This window comes from Myroides sp. WP-1 (genome assembly GCF_014145635.1).
Classification (GTDB): Bacteria; Bacteroidota; Bacteroidia; order Flavobacteriales; family Flavobacteriaceae; genus Flavobacterium.
In genome coordinates this window covers 74,740-94,433 of sequence record NZ_JACHTC010000012.1, presented here as the reverse complement: position 1 = coordinate 94,433, position 19,694 = coordinate 74,740, and the positions used below count along the sequence as shown (strand labels likewise).

Below are 19,694 nucleotides of genomic sequence, written 5' to 3'. Positions count from 1 at the left end.
GTGGAATGGTGAAAATTACAAAAAGTTTATTTTTGTTTAAAGTGTGAAAAATAAAAAATAAATGTATTGTTTTTTTAATTATATTTGATTTGTTTATGTTAAAAACTAGTATAAACTTATAAGAGTTTCAATATTGGTAAAAATAAAGAGTAGTATGAAAAAAATGTATTTAGTAGTTTTGGGGTTGTCTTTGATGAGCACGCAGTATTTTTATGCCCAAAGTATTCATGGAACATTCTATAATAAAGGAACCAATCAAATTATAGATGATGCATGGGTAACCTTTTACAATGAAAAAGGACAAAAAATAATCGAGATGATGGTTGACAAAACCGGAAGCTTTGAAATAAACAGTAAGAATGTAGACAACGTTCAGAAAATTGTAGGTACAGCTGATGGGTTTAATTCAGCCGAAGTTGTAGTTAGTACTATTTTAGACGATTTGGAAGTCAATTTTACTTTGACAAAAGAATTAGGATCTACGAAGACATCAAAAGATGGATCGGGACGTAGTAGCAAATCAACCATGGCTTCTGCTTCTAATGCAAAAGACCTATTGCCTTTCTACATTCAGTACGATTTTAATAGTTCTTATTTTACAGATGAGAATAGAGCGGTAGCTTTTCAACTATTACAATACATGAATATCAATACATCGAAGTCTATCGTTGTGCGTTCTTATGTAGAAACGCGAAATAACGGACAGTACAACGCTTGGATGGGGAAACGCAGAGCACAACGTGTCATTGACTTTTTAGTTGAAAACGGAATTAGCCCGTCTCGATTAGTTAAAGACGTAGTGCCCTTAGCTCAAAATGTCACTGCAAGAGATGGTTCAACAGGAACAGCAAAAGATTTTAGACGTTGTGATTTCCTCGTTTTATAAGAGATAACAAAAACCGATGATTGCATCGGTTTTTTTATTTCCATCTTTAATTTAGCCTGTGAAAAATGACCATTATGTCGGAGTTTTTCTTATTTTTGGGGCCTAAATAACAACACAACTATGGAATTAAAGTATCAAGGAAAAACAAAAGATGTTTACAGCTTAGCTAATCATCAAGTGCTTTTAAAATTTAAAGACGATGTAACAGGAACAGATGGTGTTTTTGACCCAGGAGCTAATACAGTAGGATTAACGATCGAAGGAGCAGGGAAAAGTGGTTTAAAAATGACTAAATACTTCTTTGAGCTAGCGAATGCAAAACAAATTCCTACACATTACGTTTCGGCTGATCTAGAAGATGTCTCTATGATAGTAAAAGAGGCTGTTCCATTTGGAAAAGGATTAGAAGTAATTTGTAGATACCGAGCGGTAGGAAGTTTTTTCAGAAGATATAACGATTACTGTACAGAAGGACAAGCGTTGGATAGCTTTGTAGAAATTACCATCAAAGACGATGAAAAGGGAGATCCTGTAATTTCAGAAGACGCTTTGGCTATGTTGGGTATCTTATCACACCAAGAATACAGTATATTGAAAGATTTGACAAAGACGATTTGTTGGATGGTTAAAGAAGAATTAGCAAAGAAGAATTTAGAATTGTACGATATTAAATTAGAATTTGGTAGAGATAAAGCAACCAATGAAATTATTCTAATTGACGAAATTTCAGGTGGAAATATGCGCGTTTACCAAGATGGAAAATACGTTGCTCCATTGGATTTAGAAAAAATTTTCTTGCATAATTTATAGCAAATAAAAAGGAGAAGCACATGCTTCTCCTTTTTTTATTCGATTACTTTTTTTTCAACATAATCAGAGTTCATTAAGCGGAGGATTCCCATGTAATCCATGTGAAAAGAAATGGTATCTCCTACTTTGAGTTGTTCTGGGTTAGCATCTAAATCAATGACCATCATATCTGAACTAGATCCAACGAGTTGGTGCTTGGGATTAACAGGGAAGAAGTGTTCCATATCAATGTCGAGTAAACCTAAATCGATAATGGCCCTAAACTTTGTTACATGTTCCCATGCAGGGTCAAAGGCAATCTTTTCTCCTGTCATGTTGATCCCCGTTTCACCACTAGGCATCATCGGTTTTTCATGAAGTTCAATAATTTCTGCATGCAGTTTAAAAATATTTTGCTCGTATTCGTCATATTGGCTACCATCATAGGCATTTGTTCCCATAAAAAGCGTTTCGCCAATGCGAAAGTGATTGATCGCTTTCGGCAATTGATTATTCGTGATTAAGGGAATCGTAACAGATGCTCCACCTGAGATAAGGGGCAATTTCTTGTCAAATTTCAACTCGAGTACTTCTTTATATAAACTGAGTTGAATCAACTTATCGTTGTTGGGCAATATACCATACATACACGTTAAATTGGTTCCTAAGCCTATAATTTCAATGTGAGGTAAGCTAAATACTTTCTCGTAAAAAGAAATGAGATCTTCGCGCAAAACACCTTCTCTAAGCTCTCCTAACTCAACCATGATGATGATTTTATGTCGCTTATTTTGCCTGACTGCTTCTTGAGATAAAAGTTTAATCGTCTCCAGTTCTGTATTAAAACTAATATCTGCATATTCAACGATTTCATCAATGCTGCCGTTAGGAGCAGGTTTGATGTAGATGGTTTCAATTGTCGGATCAATTAGCTTGATACTCTTTAGATTTGAAACCCTAGAATCGCATATTTGTTTGGGTTTTAGCGCTAATACTTGTTCTAAAAATAACGAATTACCACAGAGCAGTTTTCCTACTACAGCCCAAGTAATTCCTTCATTGTCGAATAGCGTTTGAAGTAAATTGAAATTGTGTTTTAATTTTGTCTTATTTAGAGTGATATAAGCCATTACTTGTTGTTTAGTCTCATTTCTATATACTTTTTCTCGAATCCCTTACGCTCATATAGATTTTGCGCCGGATTGTTAAAGTCTACGTGTAAGGCAATAGAACCCGATAGAGCTGTTTTAACGCTATCGATGAGTTTTCCTCCAATTCCCTTTCCCCTTTGTGTTTGATCTGTAGCAATGTAAACCAAAATATGTTCAGGTATAAATCCTTCCATTAGGGTATGTAAAACAACAGTGATCCCAACTATTTGCTCACCTTCTTTCGCAATGGCAAGTAAACCTCCAGGTTTGTTGTTTCGTCCTAACGCATAATCAAGGGCTTTGGCAATATCTTCTTTCGCATCTCCATATTGTTCAAGGTGCTCAAATAAGAAATTTACATACTGTGTGACTTGTTCTGGGGTGACGGGACTGTCTGAATTCTTTTTTTCTATTTGAATCATGTGATTTGTTTTTTACAACCATGCAGGGGAGTACCGAAGTAAAAACCAAGTAAATTATAAGAGATCAGTATCAAAAACTGAAAGATAACGATTGCATAAAATACAACTATAATTCGAAACGGTAGATTAACCTTAGGATACCCCAATACAATAGTTGAAAATTGTAAAATAAAAGGGTTAAAGCATAAAAGTACAAAAAACAAGGGTTTCTCGCAAGTTTTTTAGAATTAATCGAGTTTTTATTTGTGTTTAATTGAGAATTATTCAATGAAACTGTGAAAAGTGAAATTAATGGAATGCCTTGTATACCTTGGGTTCAGCCTTTGTTTTTTACAACAAACTGTCAATCAATCCAACGATAAAAGATTTTATAACTCAATAAGAAAAATGGTTCCTCTTAAATTTGTAAATAATGGATTTTGAACCGCGCACTTTATATAAACCAGTAATAGTGAAGCTAAGGTTTAAAAAACGGTTAACTGTATTTAGGGACGTTCACAATACAACGCATAATCGATTGCTCGTATCAGAACCAATAAGAGATAAGTTTTGTTCGATATGAGTCTAACTTGCCTTTATGGTGAGTCCATAGTGAGTCTATTAAAAATATCGTTTTAATGGACTCACTATGGACACACTATGGACACATCCCGAACGAACTAGGTTGAGTACTGCTTTGACGGTACAAGAATGAATAATAATTCTACGCTTAGTTGCATCTTTTTTAAGGTCAATCAAGCTATGCGTAATTGCGGTGTTTTCACTACTGAAGTTTAGGTTTACAAAATAGTCAACCTTATTCGGGATGTAAAACACAGAATCAACGTTATTTGTGCTATTAAATATCTTTTCTATACGTTTTTCGTTCTTTGTGAATCTCTGGATTCAAATGCTTCCACAACTGTTGAATTTTTAAGTTTTCTACAAGTAGAGGATTGGTTTCAATATGTTGAATTTTATGCTTCGTAAAACACGCGTAGATCTCTTCAAAGATAATTGCTGTAACTCCTTTGTTTCTAAATTCGGGATCAATCCCTATGAGATAATATTCAGCGCGATTATTATTCTTCATGGCTTGCAATAGATGAATGAAGCCAAAGGGAAATAATTTGCCCTTTGTTTTCTGGAAGGCCTTTGAAAAAGAAGGCATTGTGATGGCAAAAGCAATCATTTTATGGTTTTCATCCATCACACAAGAAATGAAATCCGGATGAATAAACTGTAGGTATTTCTTTTTGTAATGTTCAATTTGAAAAGGCTCAATAGGCACAAAACTCTGCAAATCTGCATACGTTTTGTTTAACAAAGCAAACATTTCATCAACATAGGGCATTAGCTCTTTAGTTGTTTTGAATTCTAGTGGTTTAACGTGATAGCGCTGTTGAACCATTTGAGACATCTTGGTGATCTTTTCTTCGTCAAATGCTGTGATGTCTAAGCTGTATTCTAACCATTCTGCTTCGGGTTTAAAACCAAGTGAAGCTAAATGTTGTGGATAATACTCGTAGTTGTATAAGCCAATCATTGTTGCCAAACGATCAAAACCCTTAGTTAGCATACCTGCTTTGTCCATATTAGAAAAGCCCATTGGACCTTCCATGTATTTCATTTCATGGGCTTGACCAAATTTTTCTACTTCTGCTAATAATGCACGGCTTACTTCGAGATCATCTATAAAATCAAACCACCCAAATCGAACTTTGGGTTTGTGCAAATCTTTTACTTCTGTCCAATTAATACAACATGCAATTCGACCTACTACTTTGTTGTTTTTATACGCAAGAAAAAAGCGTACAGCAACTGTTTTAAAAATATCGTTAGAGGAATCAAAACTCTTTACTTCTTCTTTGATAATAGAAGGAACCCAGTAGGGATTGTCTTTGTATAAGGTGAAAGGAAATTGAACGAACTCCTTTATCTCCTTTTTGGTAATCGCTTGTTTAACTTCGATCATTGCGGTTGAATTAAAATCTAAAAAAATCTCGCTAAAAATACTAAATTTTATGCTGTTATCGCGTTTTTATCCGCTATAAATTAGTATGGACAGGCAGTAAAGGCAAGGGGAGACTTTACCTATAAATGTTAAATATTGAGATTTAACACAACTTCATTTTATTTGTAAGGATCTTAAAAAGTTGTATTTAATATTTATTTAAACTGATTAAAAATAATGGTATTTGTTTTTTTGCGCGATTCTCTTTCCGATATAAGCAATGAAAGTAAAAAAGCAATTTTAGAATTTAGATTAATTTAGACTCGTTAAAATTAATTTTGATAATCTATGATTAATCTAAGGCGGTTAAACAAGTGGACTTTGGCTATGCTTTTAGCTGTTCCAACCGTGACTTTGTCGGCTACTCTGTATGGAGCGTTAAGTGATGCGAAAAGAAATAGTTCTCTTATCCATACAAGGAATGAAACTAATGATCCAATGGCTAGTGTTGTATTGCAAGACAACTTTGAAAACAACGCGGAAGGGTGGACTTTAGTCAACTCGTCAGTTAATAAGTGGTATGCAGGTTTTCCACAAGAATTTTTAAGTGAAGGAGAGGCAGCACAAGGACTATATTTGAGTGATACGCCAGGTGGGTTTACGTATTCTTTTGGCGCTGCAGCGGTGTCTCATGCTCATAAAACGTTTCAATTACCTGCTGGTATCGAAGAAATTACCTTAAGTTTTGATTGGATTAGTGAGGGTTACGCGGATACCAATTGGGTTACTTTAGAATCGGTTCCTATGGATTATATGCGAGTGTGGTTGGTTCCTAGTTCGTTTATACCTGTTGCTGATCAGCCTATTTCAGTAGAAAGTAGTGGTGGATTTACGATTAATAATGGCCAATATGTAGAAAATGGACGTTTGCGCCATGAAACTAAAACGGTACAATTAGGAGCCCTGATGGGACAAGAAGTAAAATTGATTTTTGAATGGACCAATGGGGCAATTGGATGGCCAACCAAGCCCGCTGCTGTCCGCAATTTGAAAATTGAAGCAGTGGCTTGCCCAACTATAACAACACTGCCTTTTACAGAAGATTTTTCGAGTTTGTCTAGAACAAGAAGTTGTTGGACTATTGTCAATAACAACAATGATTTTCGACTTTGGAAGTTTGCAACGGACTTTGTCTATAACGAAATTACGGAGACCAACACGCAAATTGAAGCGGCTGTCATTCACACGAATGGCGCGAGAGGTAACAACGATGATTGGTTGATGACTCCACCGATACGATTAACTGGAAATCAGCGCTTACGTTATACATATCGCGTACAATCAGAGGATTTACCCAATGAATTTCGAGTTGTTTTATCTCGAAATGGTACCGCGATAAACAATTTTACAACCGTGCTTGTCCCTACAACAGCGTATAGTCATACACAGTATAGAGAAAGTGTAGTAGATTTAGTAGACGCAAATGGAGAGGGAATATCTGGAGAGGTAACAATTGCTTGGCATGTACCTCCAGGTCAACTTAATGGATGGGCATTAGCAGTCAGTCAAGTTACTGTAGAGGATATTCCATTATGTCCTATCCCGCTTGGGGTAAATGTAGTTTCAAATGAAGTACATTGGTCAACAGAAGGAACTGAAACACAGTGGGAAGTAGTGGTACAAGCACCCCGTAGTGGAAGACCAACAGGAGGAGGGGTTCTCGTCAGTCAACCTCAATACACGATGGAAAATCTTGCCGTTTCAACGGATTATGAAGTTTATGTACGCGCCAAATGCCAGGTTAATGGTGTAGATGAGGCAGTGTATTCACCTTGGGCAGGTCCTGTGCAATTTAGATCGCCTATGGTAGTGGCTTCTTTGCCGTATGAAGAGAATTTCGAAAATCAGCCTGTTTTTGAATTTAGTAATGATACAAGGAATCATTGGATGATCGGATCAGCCCCTCATAATGGGCGTAATCAAGCCCTTCATATTACCAATGGAAATGATAATTACCAGTACACATTGAATGAAAAACAAACGTCTCATGTTTATAAAGATATTTTTATTCCTGCTGGAGGACAAGAACTTCTAGTACAGATGGATTGGAAAAATGTTGGAGAAGAGAAAAAAGATTTCTTTAAAGTGTGGTTGGTTCCCACAAATTATGTGCCTACAAGTGGTGTAAAAGTAAATGCACTAGCTACTTCAGGCATTCAATTGGATGCGAATTCATTTTATCTATCTCCAGATTTTAAGCAGATCCGACTTTATGCGCCTGTGGCTGCTTTTGCCAATCAACCTATGCGCTTGCTTTTTGAATGGCAAAATGATAGTAGCAGAGGTGTACAACCCCCTGCAGCCATAGATAATTTGTACGTGAATGTCATGCATTGCGCACGACCAACAGCTATTGAAGTAAGTGCAATTACCCAAACAACAGCACAGATGAGTTGGACCAATGCCCCTGATGTAACCACCTATGATCTCTATGTTTCTACGGAAAATGCAAGACCTTCAGATACTGTAACGCCAACGTATAGCGGAGTAACTTCCCCTTTTGTTTTGACCAACTTAACACCGAATACTCGCTATTATGTTTGGGTGCGCTCAGCTTGTAGTTCAACGCAAAAAAGTTTTTGGCAAGATGCTATTGATTTTGCAAGCTTACAAAATCCGGGGGTTTTACCGTTAACAGATGATTTTGAAAATAATAAACAATGGACAACAACACTCACTGCCAAAAATAAATGGGAGGTCGGTGGAGCAACAGGTAATGCCAGTAGACAGTCGCTCTATGTTTCTTCTGATTTGGGATTACGCAACCATTATGAAATTACCCAAGCTTCTGTTTCACACGCTTATAGAGATATTTTAGTTCCCGAAGATGCTCTTGAGCTCAGGATTGAATACGATTATCAAGTTCAGGGAGAATTGTCGAGAAACAATCCCAAAGACTATTTTAGATTGGTGAAAGTGCCTTTAACAGCAAACCTAAGTGAAGGAACACCCATTCAGTTATCGGAGGAGAATGTGGTGATAGGCAGACCTTATTATGCCAAATCAGAGGGATGGAAAAAGGCGATAGCTATTTTAGATGTAAGTGAAAATCGAGGAGAAGTCATTCGCTTGGTTTTCGAATGGGTGAATAATGCTAGTAATGGAGAACAATCACCGGCGGCTATAGACAATTTTAAGGTAAGTGTACCTACTTGTTTGAGTGCACGCAATCCGAAAGCAGAACTTGTTCGTTATACGTCTAATATTCGATTGTCTTGGGAAGCTCAACAGGAAGAAACACAGTGGGAAGTGTACATAGCTGAACAAGGAACTCCTGAACCAACAGCCACTACAACGGGTATTGTGGTAAATGAACCGACCCTTTTGCTAGAAAATGTAGAAGCCGGACGCTATTATGTTTATTACGTGCGAACAATCTGTTTGGATGAAAATGGAGAACGTCAATCTGTTTGGGTAGGACCAACTAAATACTCGTATTTTGTACCGGATAGTTGTGCGGATTTACAAGGAGGAATTGAGGGTATTCCCCCTTCCGAATCAAACCAATATATCATTTGTGAAGATGGTCCTGTAAAGCGCAAATTGGAAGCGAATTACTTCGATGTTAAAACAACAGATTCCTATCGCGTAGAAGCTATTGATTACAATCCTCCTTTCCCATTTTATGGCGGAGATATGATTGATTTAACAAGAGATGATTACTGGTCTAATACCATTAATTTAGGATTTGATTTTTGTTTTTTTGGCAAGACCTATGATAAAATACTAATTACAACCAATGGCGCAATTACTTTTAGTATTGCGGGAGAGGTAGAAGGAGGACGCTATGCTCCAGAGGCACATAGTCCGTGGAGTTTTTGGCAACCCATTCCCTTTCAACCTACTAATACGGAAGCGCCTTTTGTCAACGCTATCTTTGGGGTAATGCAAGATCTTGATCCGAATTATTCACCAGAGGATTACTCGATTAACTATCAGATTTTAGGAACATTTCCGTGTAGAGCTTTGGTCTTTAATATCTATCACTTAGGTTTGTTTGGAAGACACCACAATCCGGACGATGTGGAGGGATCAACTCAAACTTCTCAAATTGTCTTGTTTGAAGGAACCAATGTTATTGAAGTACACGTAAAAAATAGACCTGTTGCTCAAGATTTCGGATCGACTCACAACAGAAGTAGCGGGTTAATCGGGATTCAGAATGAAGATGGTACACGTGCGCACTTTCCTGGTGAAGAGGGAGGGGTTAATAGAAATACGGGAAGCTGGAATGCATCAAATGAAGCTTGGCGTTTTGTTCCCAATGGCGAATCTACTGTGAATTTTAACTGGTACAGAGATGGGGCATTCTTTTCTAAAGACCAAGAAATTGAGGTAACTGTAACTGAATCTGTCAACTATACGGCCAGAGCAGTATATCAAAGTTGTCAAGGAAAAGAACTCGTGGTGGAGCGTATTTTTAATTTCGTAAAAGATGATTTTGAAGTACCTGAATTAGAAGATCAATTAATTTGTAGCACCATAGAAAATGTAAATCGCCCAATTCGCGTGAATATTGCAGATAAAAGACAAACCATTTTAACGAGTTTAGATGGAGGAATAAATAATCGTTATACAGTTGATTTTTATGCAGATGCGGATTTTATAACACCTTTATCGGATGAAGTTGAGATCTTGTCCTCAACTAAAATTTACGTCAAGGTAACAAGTGTCGAAACGGGTTGTTTTCATGTAAGTAGCTTCCAACTGATTCGTTTGCCACTTATCGAAGTAACGCGTTTGAAAAATGTTGAGGTATGTGGGAGTTATATTTTACCTGCTTTGCAAGAAGGGGAACGATATTTTACTCAAACAAAAGGACAAGGAACCGCATATGATCCCGGTGCTGTTTATGAAGTTTATGGCTCATCAAAGTTATATGTGTATAGAAAAGGAGATAACAATTGTGAAAATGAAACTTCTTTTACTCTTGTTGTTCATGAACCCATCCAAGCAGATCAAATAGAGGATGTTGTGGTTTCGTGTGAAAACTTCATTTTACCTCAGTTGTCTGAAGGGAATCGCTATTTTACTGCACCAAATGGAGGAGGAGTTGAGCTGCACGAGGGAATGGAAATAATGATGCCGATGACGGTATATATTTATGCTAAGAGAGGATCTGCATCTGTTTATTGTGCGGATGAAAGTTCTTTTAGCATTGCTTATGAAGACTGTCCTTTGCCGAAAGGAATTTCTCCCAATGGTGATGGACTTAACGATACCTTTGATTTATCGGGATATGGCGTATCTAAAATACAAATTTTTAATCGTCATGGACTTGAGGTTTATACGCATGGACAAGGGTATACCAATCAATTTGCAGGACAAGATAAATCAGGTAATAAACTGCCCTCGGGAACCTATTATTACATTCTTATTGCTCACGGTAAGCAACGTACAGGATGGTTGCAACTAAACTATTAGACAAAAAAATGTAAGAAATACAAAAAAATCCAACGTGTTACACGTTGGATTTTTTTTATTTTAGACCAGTCGCTTGATAGTGAGTAAATCATTGTGTGTTAAGGAGGAAGGCATCGATCGGACTGAAAACTCTAGCGGATCGAATAGTGCCTTGAATTTCTCATTGCGTTCTTTATCATCTTCTGTCAAAACAATCGTATTAAAAATGATAAAACCATTTACAGCTAAACATTGTTGAAGGTGATTGACAAAATACTGTTCGAAGAGAAAAGAAGGCATATAGCTATCTTGAAAAATATCAATGATAATTAAATCATATTGTTCTTGACAAGTTAGCATATATTCAAAAGCATCCATTTGAATGATCTCGTGCTTGTCATTATATCGATCGAGATTGAAGTATTTGCGAGCAACAAATAAAATAGTATCGTCTAGTTCAATGCTCGTGATGGCTCCCGTAAAATTGATTTCATCGCGAAGCAAGTGAACCGTACTTCCTGCTCCTAAACCCAAGTTCAATACTTGGTTCATCGCCTTAATCTTAGAATACCCTATAAACTTTAATCCCCGTTTAAAAACTTGTTCCAATTGACCATACGAATAATTGGTGTTTTTTGTGTCTAAAACCAACTGCCCTTTTTGCCAAGTTACTTCTAGTTTTGAATTGATATTGGAACGGACCTTCTTAACAGGTACAGGCGTGAGATAACTCAACCACTTTTTTAGCATATTTTCTTTTTCTTCTCAATATATACAAATATACAGGAAAATTATGGTGAACAATTGCGAGTTTAATCTCAAGATTGCAATTGCTGTTTAAATTGAGGTATTTCTCTTGCGGTATTCCACAAAAAAACATCCCGATATAGGGATGTCTATTTTTGTTGTTTGCTACGCAAACCGTTGTAACCTATTTAAATAGAAGGAACAATATGATAGTCGTAATGGATGGCCATATGCAAATTGCTTTTGGTTTTTGCTCCCTTGTATATTGTTGTTTTTATCGGAAAATGATCTTCATTATAGGTATAATCAAAGGTGAATGCTGGTTCTTTCCCAATTTTATAACTATTGATATTATGCGGAAAGGCATACGTAATTGGTATGTAGTAAAGATCGTGAAATATAAGCGTCGTTAAGTCAAAAGGTAAAGAATAGAACGGATTTTTACCCTTGTCATAGGTAAAGTTAACTGTATAATTGGACGTGTTTGTTAGCTGAACTAGCTCTCCTTTTGTATTGTACGAATAGTTAACCTCAAATTCAGCTCCACTTGTCATATTCGTGCTATGCGATTTTACAAATTGTTTGTTTGAATTATACTCGAGTTGATGCTCGTAAAAACCGAGGTCAATATCTGATACCTTGTAATTCTTAACTAATCCATTATCATAGGTAAACGTATGATTCGTAATAGGATAATCCTTGTCTTTTACTTCATAAGAAATCAAATCAAGACTTTCATTTAGTTGATATTTTACGCCATGAGGAATAGGCATAGTTGGTACTCCCGTCTTGAAAACATGGCTATCTCTGCGAATAGAATCTAATTGATTAGAATCAGTATAGTAGAAATTATAAGATACTTGTCTTGTTTCTGTACTACTGGTATGATTGCCGGTGGCATCACTTTCAACAGCGTAATAGATAGTATTTACTTGCTTTAATACATAATGTTTGGACGTAGGGTCGGAACCTGGTCTTGAATCGTCTGAGCTACAGCTACCTAAAAGTAAAAGACTAGCTAAGCCCATTAATTGAGTTATTTTATACATCGTTTGTTTTTATGAATGTCAAAGCTAACTAATTTATTAAGATAAAATAAAGTTAATTCAGATTGGGTATTTGTAGTGCTCTTATCGCTTTTTAGACACGAATGCTAAAAATAATCGAATTGCGGTATTCTTGGTATTTGCATAAGGATGTTTGAGTTTTCTGCAAGATCGATCGGAAAGTTTAAGGCTTTCGGATTTATGGGCTAAGCTGTTGAAAATATGGGAATTTTAAAGGTTCTCTTTCCTAAAAAGAAAGCAAATTTATTTTTTTCTACTCCCTCTAGTTTTATATATTTGCTCTTATTTAATTTTATTCTAAATAAAAATAAGGTGTTTTATGCTAAGAATTGGCTTAGTTATTTTATTGATGATACTCTCTTTTTTATCCATTTTTGTGGGTGTAAAAGATATTTCCATTTTTGATTTACATCGCTTGGATCAGGATGAACTACTCGTGATTTTCGTTAGTCGTGTACCTCGAACAGTTGCTGTGTTAATTGCAGGGGTGGGGATGAGTATTGCAGGATTAATCGTACAGCAAATTTCATTGAATAAATTTGTCTCTCCAACGACAATGGGTACGCTTGATGCATGTAAAATGGGAATCTTGTTTAGCATGATTCTATTTCCCAACGGAGGAATTATCTTCAAAACGATCTTGTCTTTCACCATAGCATTAATTGCCAGTATTGTTTTTCTGCGTTTAGCAAGTAAGATCAAGGTGCAAAATGTCATTTTTATTCCCTTGATCGGTATTGTGTTTGGGAATATTTTAAGTGCTATTGCCACCTTTTTTGCCTTTCGCTACAATCTCGTTCAAAATATGGATGGGTGGATGATGGGAGACTTCTCTTCTATACTAAAGGGAAATTATGAAATACTATATCTCGGTGTTTTAGTGGTTGTTTTATGCTATTTATATGCGAACAAATTTACTATTGTAGGCTTAGGAGAAGATACAGCTACAAGTTTAGGGTTGAATCCCAAGCGCATCATGTATGTGGGGTTGGTGTTTGTTTCAATCACTTCTACAGTGGTGGTACTCACGGCAGGGGTGATTCCTTTTTTAGGGTTGATCGTACCCAATGTAGTAAGTCTGATCTTCGGCGATAACCTACGCAAAACGATCAGTTATACCGCCTTAGTAGGTGCTATTTTCTTGTTGGTTTGTGATTTGATTAGTCGTTCGTTGATTGCGCCTTATGAAATACCCATCGGACTTACCGTGAGCATTGTTGGAGGTATAGTGTTCTTATATCTAATTTTAAAAAAGACAAAACATGCCTAAAACTAAATTAGTAATCCTGTTGATTGCCGCCTTACTCCTTAGTATTGCAATATATATGTTCACGTTTACTGGAGCTAAATTAGACTATGTTTTACCTCGACGTGGTTTTAAGGTTTTGGCAATGCTACTCGTGTCTTTCGGAATTGCTTATTCCTCTATAGTCTTTCAAACCATCACAGCAAATCGAATTTTAACGCCTTCTATCATGGGATTTGATTCTTTTTTCTTGCTGTTGCAATCGTTAATTGTTTTTTGGTATGGAGATCGCACGTTTCAAGTATTGGGCTCAGAATGGAATTTCGTTTTGTCTGTAAGCTTGATGATGGTCTTCGCTGTTGTGATGTATTTTGCGGTATTTAAACGCGAAAGTAAAGGCTTATATACCCTGCTACTCGTGGGGCTTCTAATTGGAACCTTGTTCAAAAGTGGAGCGTCGTTTATTATGCTGCTCATTGATCCTAATGAATTTAGCATCATTCAAAACGCAATGTTTGCCTCTTTTGAACGCATTAATTTGAAAATTTTGGGTATTGCAGCCGTGATATTGGTTGCAACCATGCTGTATGGTATTCGCTATTTTAAACAGCTCGATGTCCTTAGTTTAGGACGAGAACACGCAATTAGTTTGGGGGTCAATTACCACAAAGTGGTTCGCGCCAATCTAATTTTTATTTCGATCATGGTCGCGGTATCAACAGCATTAGTTGGTCCCATTACCTTTTTAGGCCTTTTAGTAGCCAATCTAACTTATGAATTGGTGAAGAAAAATAACCATGCCTTACTCGTGTTTACCTGTTGTCTATTGACGTCGGTAACCGTTATCGGTGCGCAGTATTTGGTCGAACATTTATTTAATCTGACAACTACAGTAAGTATTATTATCAATTTCGTAGGAGGAATTTATTTCATCTACTTGCTGTTAAAAAGTAATAAAGTATGATTCAAGTCAATCAAGTATCCAAATCATATGGAGAGAAACTGATCTTAAATCAGGTATGTGTAAGCTTTCCCAAAGGAAAAATATCGTGTTTTATCGGAGGCAATGGAACAGGAAAAAGCACCTTATTATCGATTATTAGTCGTTTAGTATCCCGTGACAAAGGAGAAATTAATTTGCTAAACAAAGAAGTATTAAGCTATACACATGAGGATTTTGCTCAACGCTTGGCTATTCTTAAACAAAGCAATAGCCCCAATATTCGTCTGACTATTAAAGAGTTGGTGTCTTTTGGTCGTTTCCCACATTCTAAGGGACGATTGAAAAAAGAAGACCGTGAAAAAATAGAAGAGAGTATTGCTTTTATGGGGTTAAAAGAAATTGAAGATCAGTTTATTGATGAACTCAGTGGAGGACAGCGACAACGCGCGTTTCTCGCTATGGTTTTAGCACAAGATACGGAGTATATCTTGTTAGATGAACCCCTGAATAATCTAGATATGAAACACTCTGTCGAAATTATGAAAACATTGCGCGAATTAGCAGATAAGTACCAAAAAACCATTGTCATCGTGGTTCACGATATCAACTATGCAGCTGCTTATGCGGATTATATTGCCGCTGTAAAGAACCATCAAATTCTCTATTTCGGACCAACCAACGAAGTGATTACCGAAGAAAAAATGAAAGATGTTTTTGATATTGATATGAAAATTATCGATAACGGAGACCACAAAATTTGTGTCTATTTTAAATAATTTATAAAACCATCGTTATGAGTAAATTTATGATTAGCTGCCTTGCTGCAGCAACTTTTTTGTTTGTTTCATGTAAGGAAACAAAAAATGAAGAAAAGAGTTCAACAACGGAAGCTACAGTAGTTACTGTAGATCATTTATCCGGAACTTCTGAAGTACATGTTAACCCAAAAAATCCAGTGGTGTTAACCTATGGTATATTGGATACATTTGACGAGTTGGGAATTCCAGTAAAAGGAGTGCCTGGATCAAATTTACCGAAGTACTTAGAAAAATTTAACGCAAGTGAATATGATAATGTAGGTGGAATTAAAGAACCTAACGCAGAGAAAGTAAATGCTGCTGATACCGAATTAATCATTATTTCTGGTCGTACGGCTTCAATGTATGATGAGTTCAAAAAGATCGCTCCAACAATTAATTTAGATGTCGATGCTAAAGATTACATGAATTCATTCAAGAAAAATCAACGTATTATCGGGCAATTATTTGGCAAAGAAGAGCAGGTTGAAAAGGAATTGAAAGACATTGATGCTCGTATTGCTAAAATTAAAGCTATTACTGAAAATTCAGATAAAAAAGGTTTAATCGTATTAGCAAACGAAGGTCGCATGAGCTCGTATGGTAAAGGATCTCGTTTTGGAATTATTCACGATGTATTTGGAGTAAAACCAGCAGATGAAAACATCGAAGTAGCTACACATGGTCAAGTTATTTCTAACGAACTTATTAAAGAGTTGAATCCCGATTACATTTTTGTTATCGATAGAGGAGCAGCGATCAAACGCGCTACATTGAGTAAAGAAGAGTTTTCAAATGCATTAGTACAACAAACAAACGCGTATAAAAACGATAAAATCATCTTCTTAAATCCTGAAACATGGTATTTATCAGGAGGTGGTCTAAAATCAATCAAGATGATGATTGACGAAGTAGAACAAGCTGTGACAAAATAAGTAAAGTTGTTGTTAATTTTAAATCAGTGAAACGAGTGAGTGCACAGGGTGTACTTGCTCGTTTTTTTTGTGCTATTTTTTGTCTAAATACAAGGTTAAAACTAGCTGTTTTTTCTTTACATTAGCAGAGGAAATCAATGCATATTAACTTTTTCTAGCATTATCTTTTTGCTTATGGACGATCAATTCACTAATACTATATTAAAGCGTTTGTTTAAAGATGTTCAGACACTTTTGACTATCGCTTACTTAGTGGCTGTAGGTATCGGTATGTTGTTTAACTACAAGAAATTTATTCTGTTCGATATCAATGTTTTTGATTACGCAGGTCTATTTGATTTCCTGATTGCACCATTCGGTGACTTTATGATTTTACTATTTACTTTGGGAACCATCCTTTTAACGGTTCTCATCTATCGAGTGGATGTGTTTTGGCAGAAAAAACACCCTAGCTCGTATGCCAAATGGATGTTTAACTTGGATCCAGGGAAGTGGTACACCAAACAAAAACTGAGTATGGGAATACTGCTTTTTGTTTTATATCTGTTCTTAGGAGCCGATGTTTATGCCAAACGCTATAAACGCGCAATGGTCAATCAAGATTTGATCGGAGTTACCTATGCAGATAATAGTCGTACCGAGGGAATTTTAATCGGCAAAACTGCCGACTATATCTTCTTACTCCAAGGAGAAGAAGTAAAAGTAGTTCCGATGAATGCCTTGATCAAAGAAATTAAATTGAAATAGGAGAGACACGGCAAGAATACTACCCATTTCTAGTGATTTTTTTACTTTTTATGCTCCAGTTGTTTTTTTAACATGACGTTCGCTTTATTTTTGACTGAAAATAAAGCTATGGCACATCGCATCTACATTTACAATATAGACTCTGAAACCCATCAAACACACTCCGGCTATCTAGGAGAGTGGAATTATGTCATTCCTGATTTGTTGTTTCCTTTGTTGTCTGCCAATCCCAAAACCAAAGGAAAAGCCCTCTATTTTGACAAGGTTGAGGGTGTTAATCGCTTGAGTCTCTTCTATGATTTATTGACCGAAACCTATCAGTTACAAGACAATAAATCCTTTTCGGATGCGGTGTCTCTGATGTTTGAGTTTCTCTTTGATCTTCCTTATGATACGTTCTACGTTGATGCAAGTGACGTATATACAATGAATGAAGAAAAACCCAAAGAACAAGCCAAACAATGGGTAGAAGAAATAATTGAGAAATGGGCGTTGTATGAAGGGGCTATTGAGAACCAAGATTTATCTCAATTAGATTCGATTATTACCGCTTCAGGTTATGAATCTTTCCTAGATGCACTACAACACGATTGGGTTAATTTTGGCTTAGGTTATTGGGAAGAGACTGTTGTTAAGCAATCGCGCAGTGTTGTTTTTAATGAAGGTAACCTCCAAGGACTAAAAGACAAAAATGGAAAAATACTAGCACCGGCACTGTACAATGTAATTTATGCCTTTAGTGAGGTTTATATTGCTGTTGTAGAACAGGGAGGTAAATATGGATATATCACCGATCAGGGAAGACTTATTGTACCTCCACAATACGAGAATGCTTTTGACGCCTATAGTGTCCATGACACTAAAGTAGGGATCGTTTGTGTAGGAGAGAAAACGGGTTTACTGAATTTAGATACCCAACAATGGGCAATTGCACCTGAGTATGACGAAGTAGAGCAACTCTATGATCAGTATTACAATGTGTTGCAAAATGGACAATATCAAGTAGTAGATTACAAAGGAAAGAACATCGTAACAGAAGCAAGTGTTTTTCCTTTTGACTTAGACTATCCCATAAAGTTTTTCACCAAACAAGAGGGAACTGCTAAATGCAAATACTATACGTTAACAGGACAATTTCTCGGAGAATTTCCCGAAGATGTTTTGGAAGAATTACCGTTGGATTGCTATTGGATTAAACCCAATAAATACCAAAAAAAGAGTAGTGTAATTAACCCCAAAGGACAGACAATACTTGAAGATATTGATCAAATGCTTGTGTTCTCAAACTATACTTCTTTTGCTTTCAAAACGAATAAACAGTGGAAGCTGTTTGATTGTAAAACGCAAACTCTTCGCCTGACGAATCAATCGATTAACAAGATTCACGCCAAGTATTTGTGCAATTATATGCCAGATGTGTATGTAATTCAAACCAATAAAGGTTGTGGTTTATACCAAGCAGCAACTGATTGTTGGTTGATTGAACCACATGAAGAGCATAGTAAAATAGAGCATTTAAATTGCGAATATCTCCTCGTTTTTCAAAAACAAGGCATGAGATACTACAATAGTGAAACACATTATTTGAGCGAAGTATATACCTACATTAGTCAACCTTTAGATCATTATACCCAACGAGCGTGCTTGTTTAAAGATACAGTGATGTATTATTTGGATTACGAAGGACATTGTCTTGAAATTGATAAAGCACAAATGGGGATGTTGTACGAACAACGCTATAACATAAGAGGAACAGATTTGAGTTTCTTTACTTCTTTTTATGAAGCGTGGGTGACGCGCATGGGTGCTGGATACGAAGAGTGCTTTGATTCAGATACCCTGTACCACCGAGGTATTGCCGCAAGAGATCGAGAAGAATGGGAGGAGGTCGTGAGGTATTTTACTATTGGTGCCACGCGAAAAGATCCGCGTATGCAGTATGAATTGGGGTTTATTCTTACCGATGAAAATCAGTGGACGGATATCCCTAAAGGAATTGAATATCTTGAATCTGCAGCCAAATTAGATTATGCAGATGCATGGAATACCATTGGTTATTTATACCAAAATGCAATAGGTTATGCCTATGATTTTGAGGCAATGATCCAAGCATACGAAAAAGCCGTTGAATTGGGATGTGTATGGGCGAATCAAAACTTAGGAGATTTGTATTTCTACGGACAACACGTTGTTCAAGATTATGATAAAGCCTTGTCTTATTATCTGTTATCAGAAAAGTATTATGGTAGTTATGCTCAAAATCTCATTGAAATTTACTACCAAAGAAGTGAGTTTGATCAGGTATTGAAGTATTTGAAACGCAATAAATACCAACCGTATATTCACATTTATTACGGTATTTTATATGATCATGGGTATGGAGTTAAATCAAGTGAAAAGAAAGCGGTAGCCCACTACGAACAAGCTTTGGCGCATTCTAGTTATTTTTATGCAGTAGAGCGTTTGGTATACTACTACAAAGAGCATCCGAAGTTTGAGAATGCCGAGGATTATCAGCGAATTCTAGCTTATGCAGAGGCTAATGAAATAGAAGTAAAATAAAAAGAG

Annotated in this window: 14 protein-coding genes; 9 read left to right on the top strand and 5 right to left on the bottom strand. The window is 36.3% G+C overall.

Going from position 1 to position 19,694, the window contains the following annotated elements; all coding sequences use genetic code 11:
* Window positions 1-154: 154 nt before the first annotated feature.
* Together H4K33_RS11625 and H4K33_RS11620 are read left to right on the top strand one after the other, a co-directional pair.
* Window positions 155-886, top strand: a complete 732-nt coding sequence (locus H4K33_RS11625; RefSeq protein WP_182649123.1) for an OmpA family protein — start codon at window positions 155-157, stop codon at window positions 884-886.
* A gap of 120 nt (window positions 887-1,006) precedes the next feature.
* Window positions 1,007-1,696 carry a phosphoribosylaminoimidazolesuccinocarboxamide synthase gene (locus tag H4K33_RS11620; RefSeq protein WP_182649121.1) on the top strand — a complete coding sequence of 230 codons (690 nt, stop codon included), beginning with the start codon at window positions 1,007-1,009 and terminating at the stop codon, window positions 1,694-1,696.
* A gap of 35 nt (window positions 1,697-1,731) precedes the next feature.
* Here the strand turns inward: H4K33_RS11620 and H4K33_RS11615 are convergent, their stop codons facing one another.
* The 3 genes from H4K33_RS11615 to H4K33_RS11605 all read right to left on the bottom strand — a co-directional run bounded on the left by H4K33_RS11615 (window position 1,732) and on the right by H4K33_RS11605 (window position 5,202).
* Window positions 1,732-2,805 carry an alanine racemase gene (locus tag H4K33_RS11615; RefSeq protein ID WP_182649118.1) on the bottom strand — a complete coding sequence of 358 codons (1,074 nt, stop codon included), beginning with the start codon at window positions 2,803-2,805 and terminating at the stop codon, window positions 1,732-1,734.
* Entirely contained in the window at window positions 2,805-3,248 is a 444-nt protein-coding gene (locus H4K33_RS11610) for a GNAT family N-acetyltransferase (protein ID WP_182649116.1), read from the bottom strand. The genes H4K33_RS11615 and H4K33_RS11610 overlap by 1 nt, the downstream gene beginning before the upstream one ends.
* A gap of 838 nt (window positions 3,249-4,086) precedes the next feature.
* A complete protein-coding gene (locus H4K33_RS11605) occupies window positions 4,087-5,202 on the bottom strand; it encodes a GNAT family N-acetyltransferase (RefSeq protein WP_182649114.1) in 1,116 nt (371 codons plus the stop codon).
* A gap of 327 nt (window positions 5,203-5,529) precedes the next feature.
* On the opposite strand from H4K33_RS11605, the gene H4K33_RS11600 reads away from it, so the two are divergent.
* Window positions 5,530-10,665: a choice-of-anchor J domain-containing protein gene (locus H4K33_RS11600; RefSeq protein ID WP_182649112.1), complete on the top strand. Its 5,136-nt coding sequence runs from the start codon at window positions 5,530-5,532 to the stop codon at window positions 10,663-10,665.
* Window positions 10,666-10,725: 60 nt separating this feature from the next.
* Here the strand turns inward: H4K33_RS11600 and H4K33_RS11595 are convergent, their stop codons facing one another.
* Both H4K33_RS11595 and H4K33_RS11590 read right to left on the bottom strand, forming a co-directional pair.
* A complete protein-coding gene (locus tag H4K33_RS11595; protein WP_182649110.1) occupies window positions 10,726-11,394 on the bottom strand; it encodes a spermidine synthase in 669 nt (222 codons plus the stop codon).
* 185 nt (window positions 11,395-11,579) lie between these two features.
* Window positions 11,580-12,440 carry a hypothetical protein gene (locus H4K33_RS11590; RefSeq protein ID WP_182649108.1) on the bottom strand — a complete coding sequence of 287 codons (861 nt, stop codon included), beginning with the start codon at window positions 12,438-12,440 and terminating at the stop codon, window positions 11,580-11,582.
* Window positions 12,441-12,777: 337 nt separating this feature from the next.
* On the opposite strand from H4K33_RS11590, the gene H4K33_RS11585 reads away from it, so the two are divergent.
* The 6 genes from H4K33_RS11585 to H4K33_RS11560 all read left to right on the top strand — a co-directional run bounded on the left by H4K33_RS11585 (window position 12,778) and on the right by H4K33_RS11560 (window position 19,688).
* Window positions 12,778-13,728: an ABC transporter permease gene (locus H4K33_RS11585; RefSeq protein ID WP_182649106.1), complete on the top strand. Its 951-nt coding sequence runs from the start codon at window positions 12,778-12,780 to the stop codon at window positions 13,726-13,728.
* Window positions 13,721-14,668 (top strand): iron chelate uptake ABC transporter family permease subunit, encoded by a 948-nt coding sequence (locus H4K33_RS11580; RefSeq protein WP_182649104.1) that lies wholly within the window; start codon window positions 13,721-13,723, stop codon window positions 14,666-14,668. Before H4K33_RS11585 ends, H4K33_RS11580 begins: the two co-directional genes overlap by 8 nt.
* Window positions 14,665-15,423 (top strand): ABC transporter ATP-binding protein, encoded by a 759-nt coding sequence (locus tag H4K33_RS11575; RefSeq protein WP_182649102.1) that lies wholly within the window; start codon window positions 14,665-14,667, stop codon window positions 15,421-15,423. Before H4K33_RS11580 ends, H4K33_RS11575 begins: the two co-directional genes overlap by 4 nt.
* Before the next feature lie 17 nt (window positions 15,424-15,440).
* Entirely contained in the window at window positions 15,441-16,379 is a 939-nt protein-coding gene (locus tag H4K33_RS11570; protein ID WP_182649100.1) for a siderophore ABC transporter substrate-binding protein, read from the top strand.
* A gap of 174 nt (window positions 16,380-16,553) precedes the next feature.
* A complete protein-coding gene (locus H4K33_RS11565; protein WP_182649099.1) occupies window positions 16,554-17,126 on the top strand; it encodes a hypothetical protein in 573 nt (190 codons plus the stop codon).
* 108 nt (window positions 17,127-17,234) lie between these two features.
* Window positions 17,235-19,688 carry a tetratricopeptide repeat protein gene (locus H4K33_RS11560; RefSeq protein WP_182649163.1) on the top strand — a complete coding sequence of 818 codons (2,454 nt, stop codon included), beginning with the start codon at window positions 17,235-17,237 and terminating at the stop codon, window positions 19,686-19,688.
* The last annotated feature ends 6 nt before the right edge of the window (window positions 19,689-19,694 follow it).

Excerpts from the sequence above, each read along its gene's own strand:
- H4K33_RS11570 (WP_182649100.1), top strand. The coding sequence starts at position 15,441 with ATGAGTAAATTTATGATTAGCTGCCTTGCTGCAGCAACTTTTTTGTTT.
- H4K33_RS11590 (WP_182649108.1), bottom strand. The coding sequence starts at position 12,440 with ATGTATAAAATAACTCAATTAATGGGCTTAGCTAGTCTTTTACTTTTA.
- H4K33_RS11615 (WP_182649118.1), bottom strand. The coding sequence starts at position 2,805 with ATGGCTTATATCACTCTAAATAAGACAAAATTAAAACACAATTTCAAT.
- H4K33_RS11580 (WP_182649104.1), top strand. The coding sequence starts at position 13,721 with ATGCCTAAAACTAAATTAGTAATCCTGTTGATTGCCGCCTTACTCCTT.
- H4K33_RS11585 (WP_182649106.1), top strand. The coding sequence starts at position 12,778 with ATGCTAAGAATTGGCTTAGTTATTTTATTGATGATACTCTCTTTTTTA.
- H4K33_RS11625 (WP_182649123.1), top strand. The coding sequence starts at position 155 with ATGAAAAAAATGTATTTAGTAGTTTTGGGGTTGTCTTTGATGAGCACG.
- H4K33_RS11610 (WP_182649116.1), bottom strand. The coding sequence starts at position 3,248 with ATGATTCAAATAGAAAAAAAGAATTCAGACAGTCCCGTCACCCCAGAA.
- H4K33_RS11575 (WP_182649102.1), top strand. The coding sequence starts at position 14,665 with ATGATTCAAGTCAATCAAGTATCCAAATCATATGGAGAGAAACTGATC.
- H4K33_RS11620 (WP_182649121.1), top strand. The coding sequence starts at position 1,007 with ATGGAATTAAAGTATCAAGGAAAAACAAAAGATGTTTACAGCTTAGCT.
- H4K33_RS11600 (WP_182649112.1), top strand. The coding sequence starts at position 5,530 with ATGATTAATCTAAGGCGGTTAAACAAGTGGACTTTGGCTATGCTTTTA.
- H4K33_RS11595 (WP_182649110.1), bottom strand. The coding sequence starts at position 11,394 with ATGCTAAAAAAGTGGTTGAGTTATCTCACGCCTGTACCTGTTAAGAAG.
- H4K33_RS11560 (WP_182649163.1), top strand. The coding sequence starts at position 17,235 with ATGGCACATCGCATCTACATTTACAATATAGACTCTGAAACCCATCAA.
- H4K33_RS11565 (WP_182649099.1), top strand. The coding sequence starts at position 16,554 with ATGGACGATCAATTCACTAATACTATATTAAAGCGTTTGTTTAAAGAT.
- H4K33_RS11605 (WP_182649114.1), bottom strand. The coding sequence starts at position 5,202 with ATGATCGAAGTTAAACAAGCGATTACCAAAAAGGAGATAAAGGAGTTC.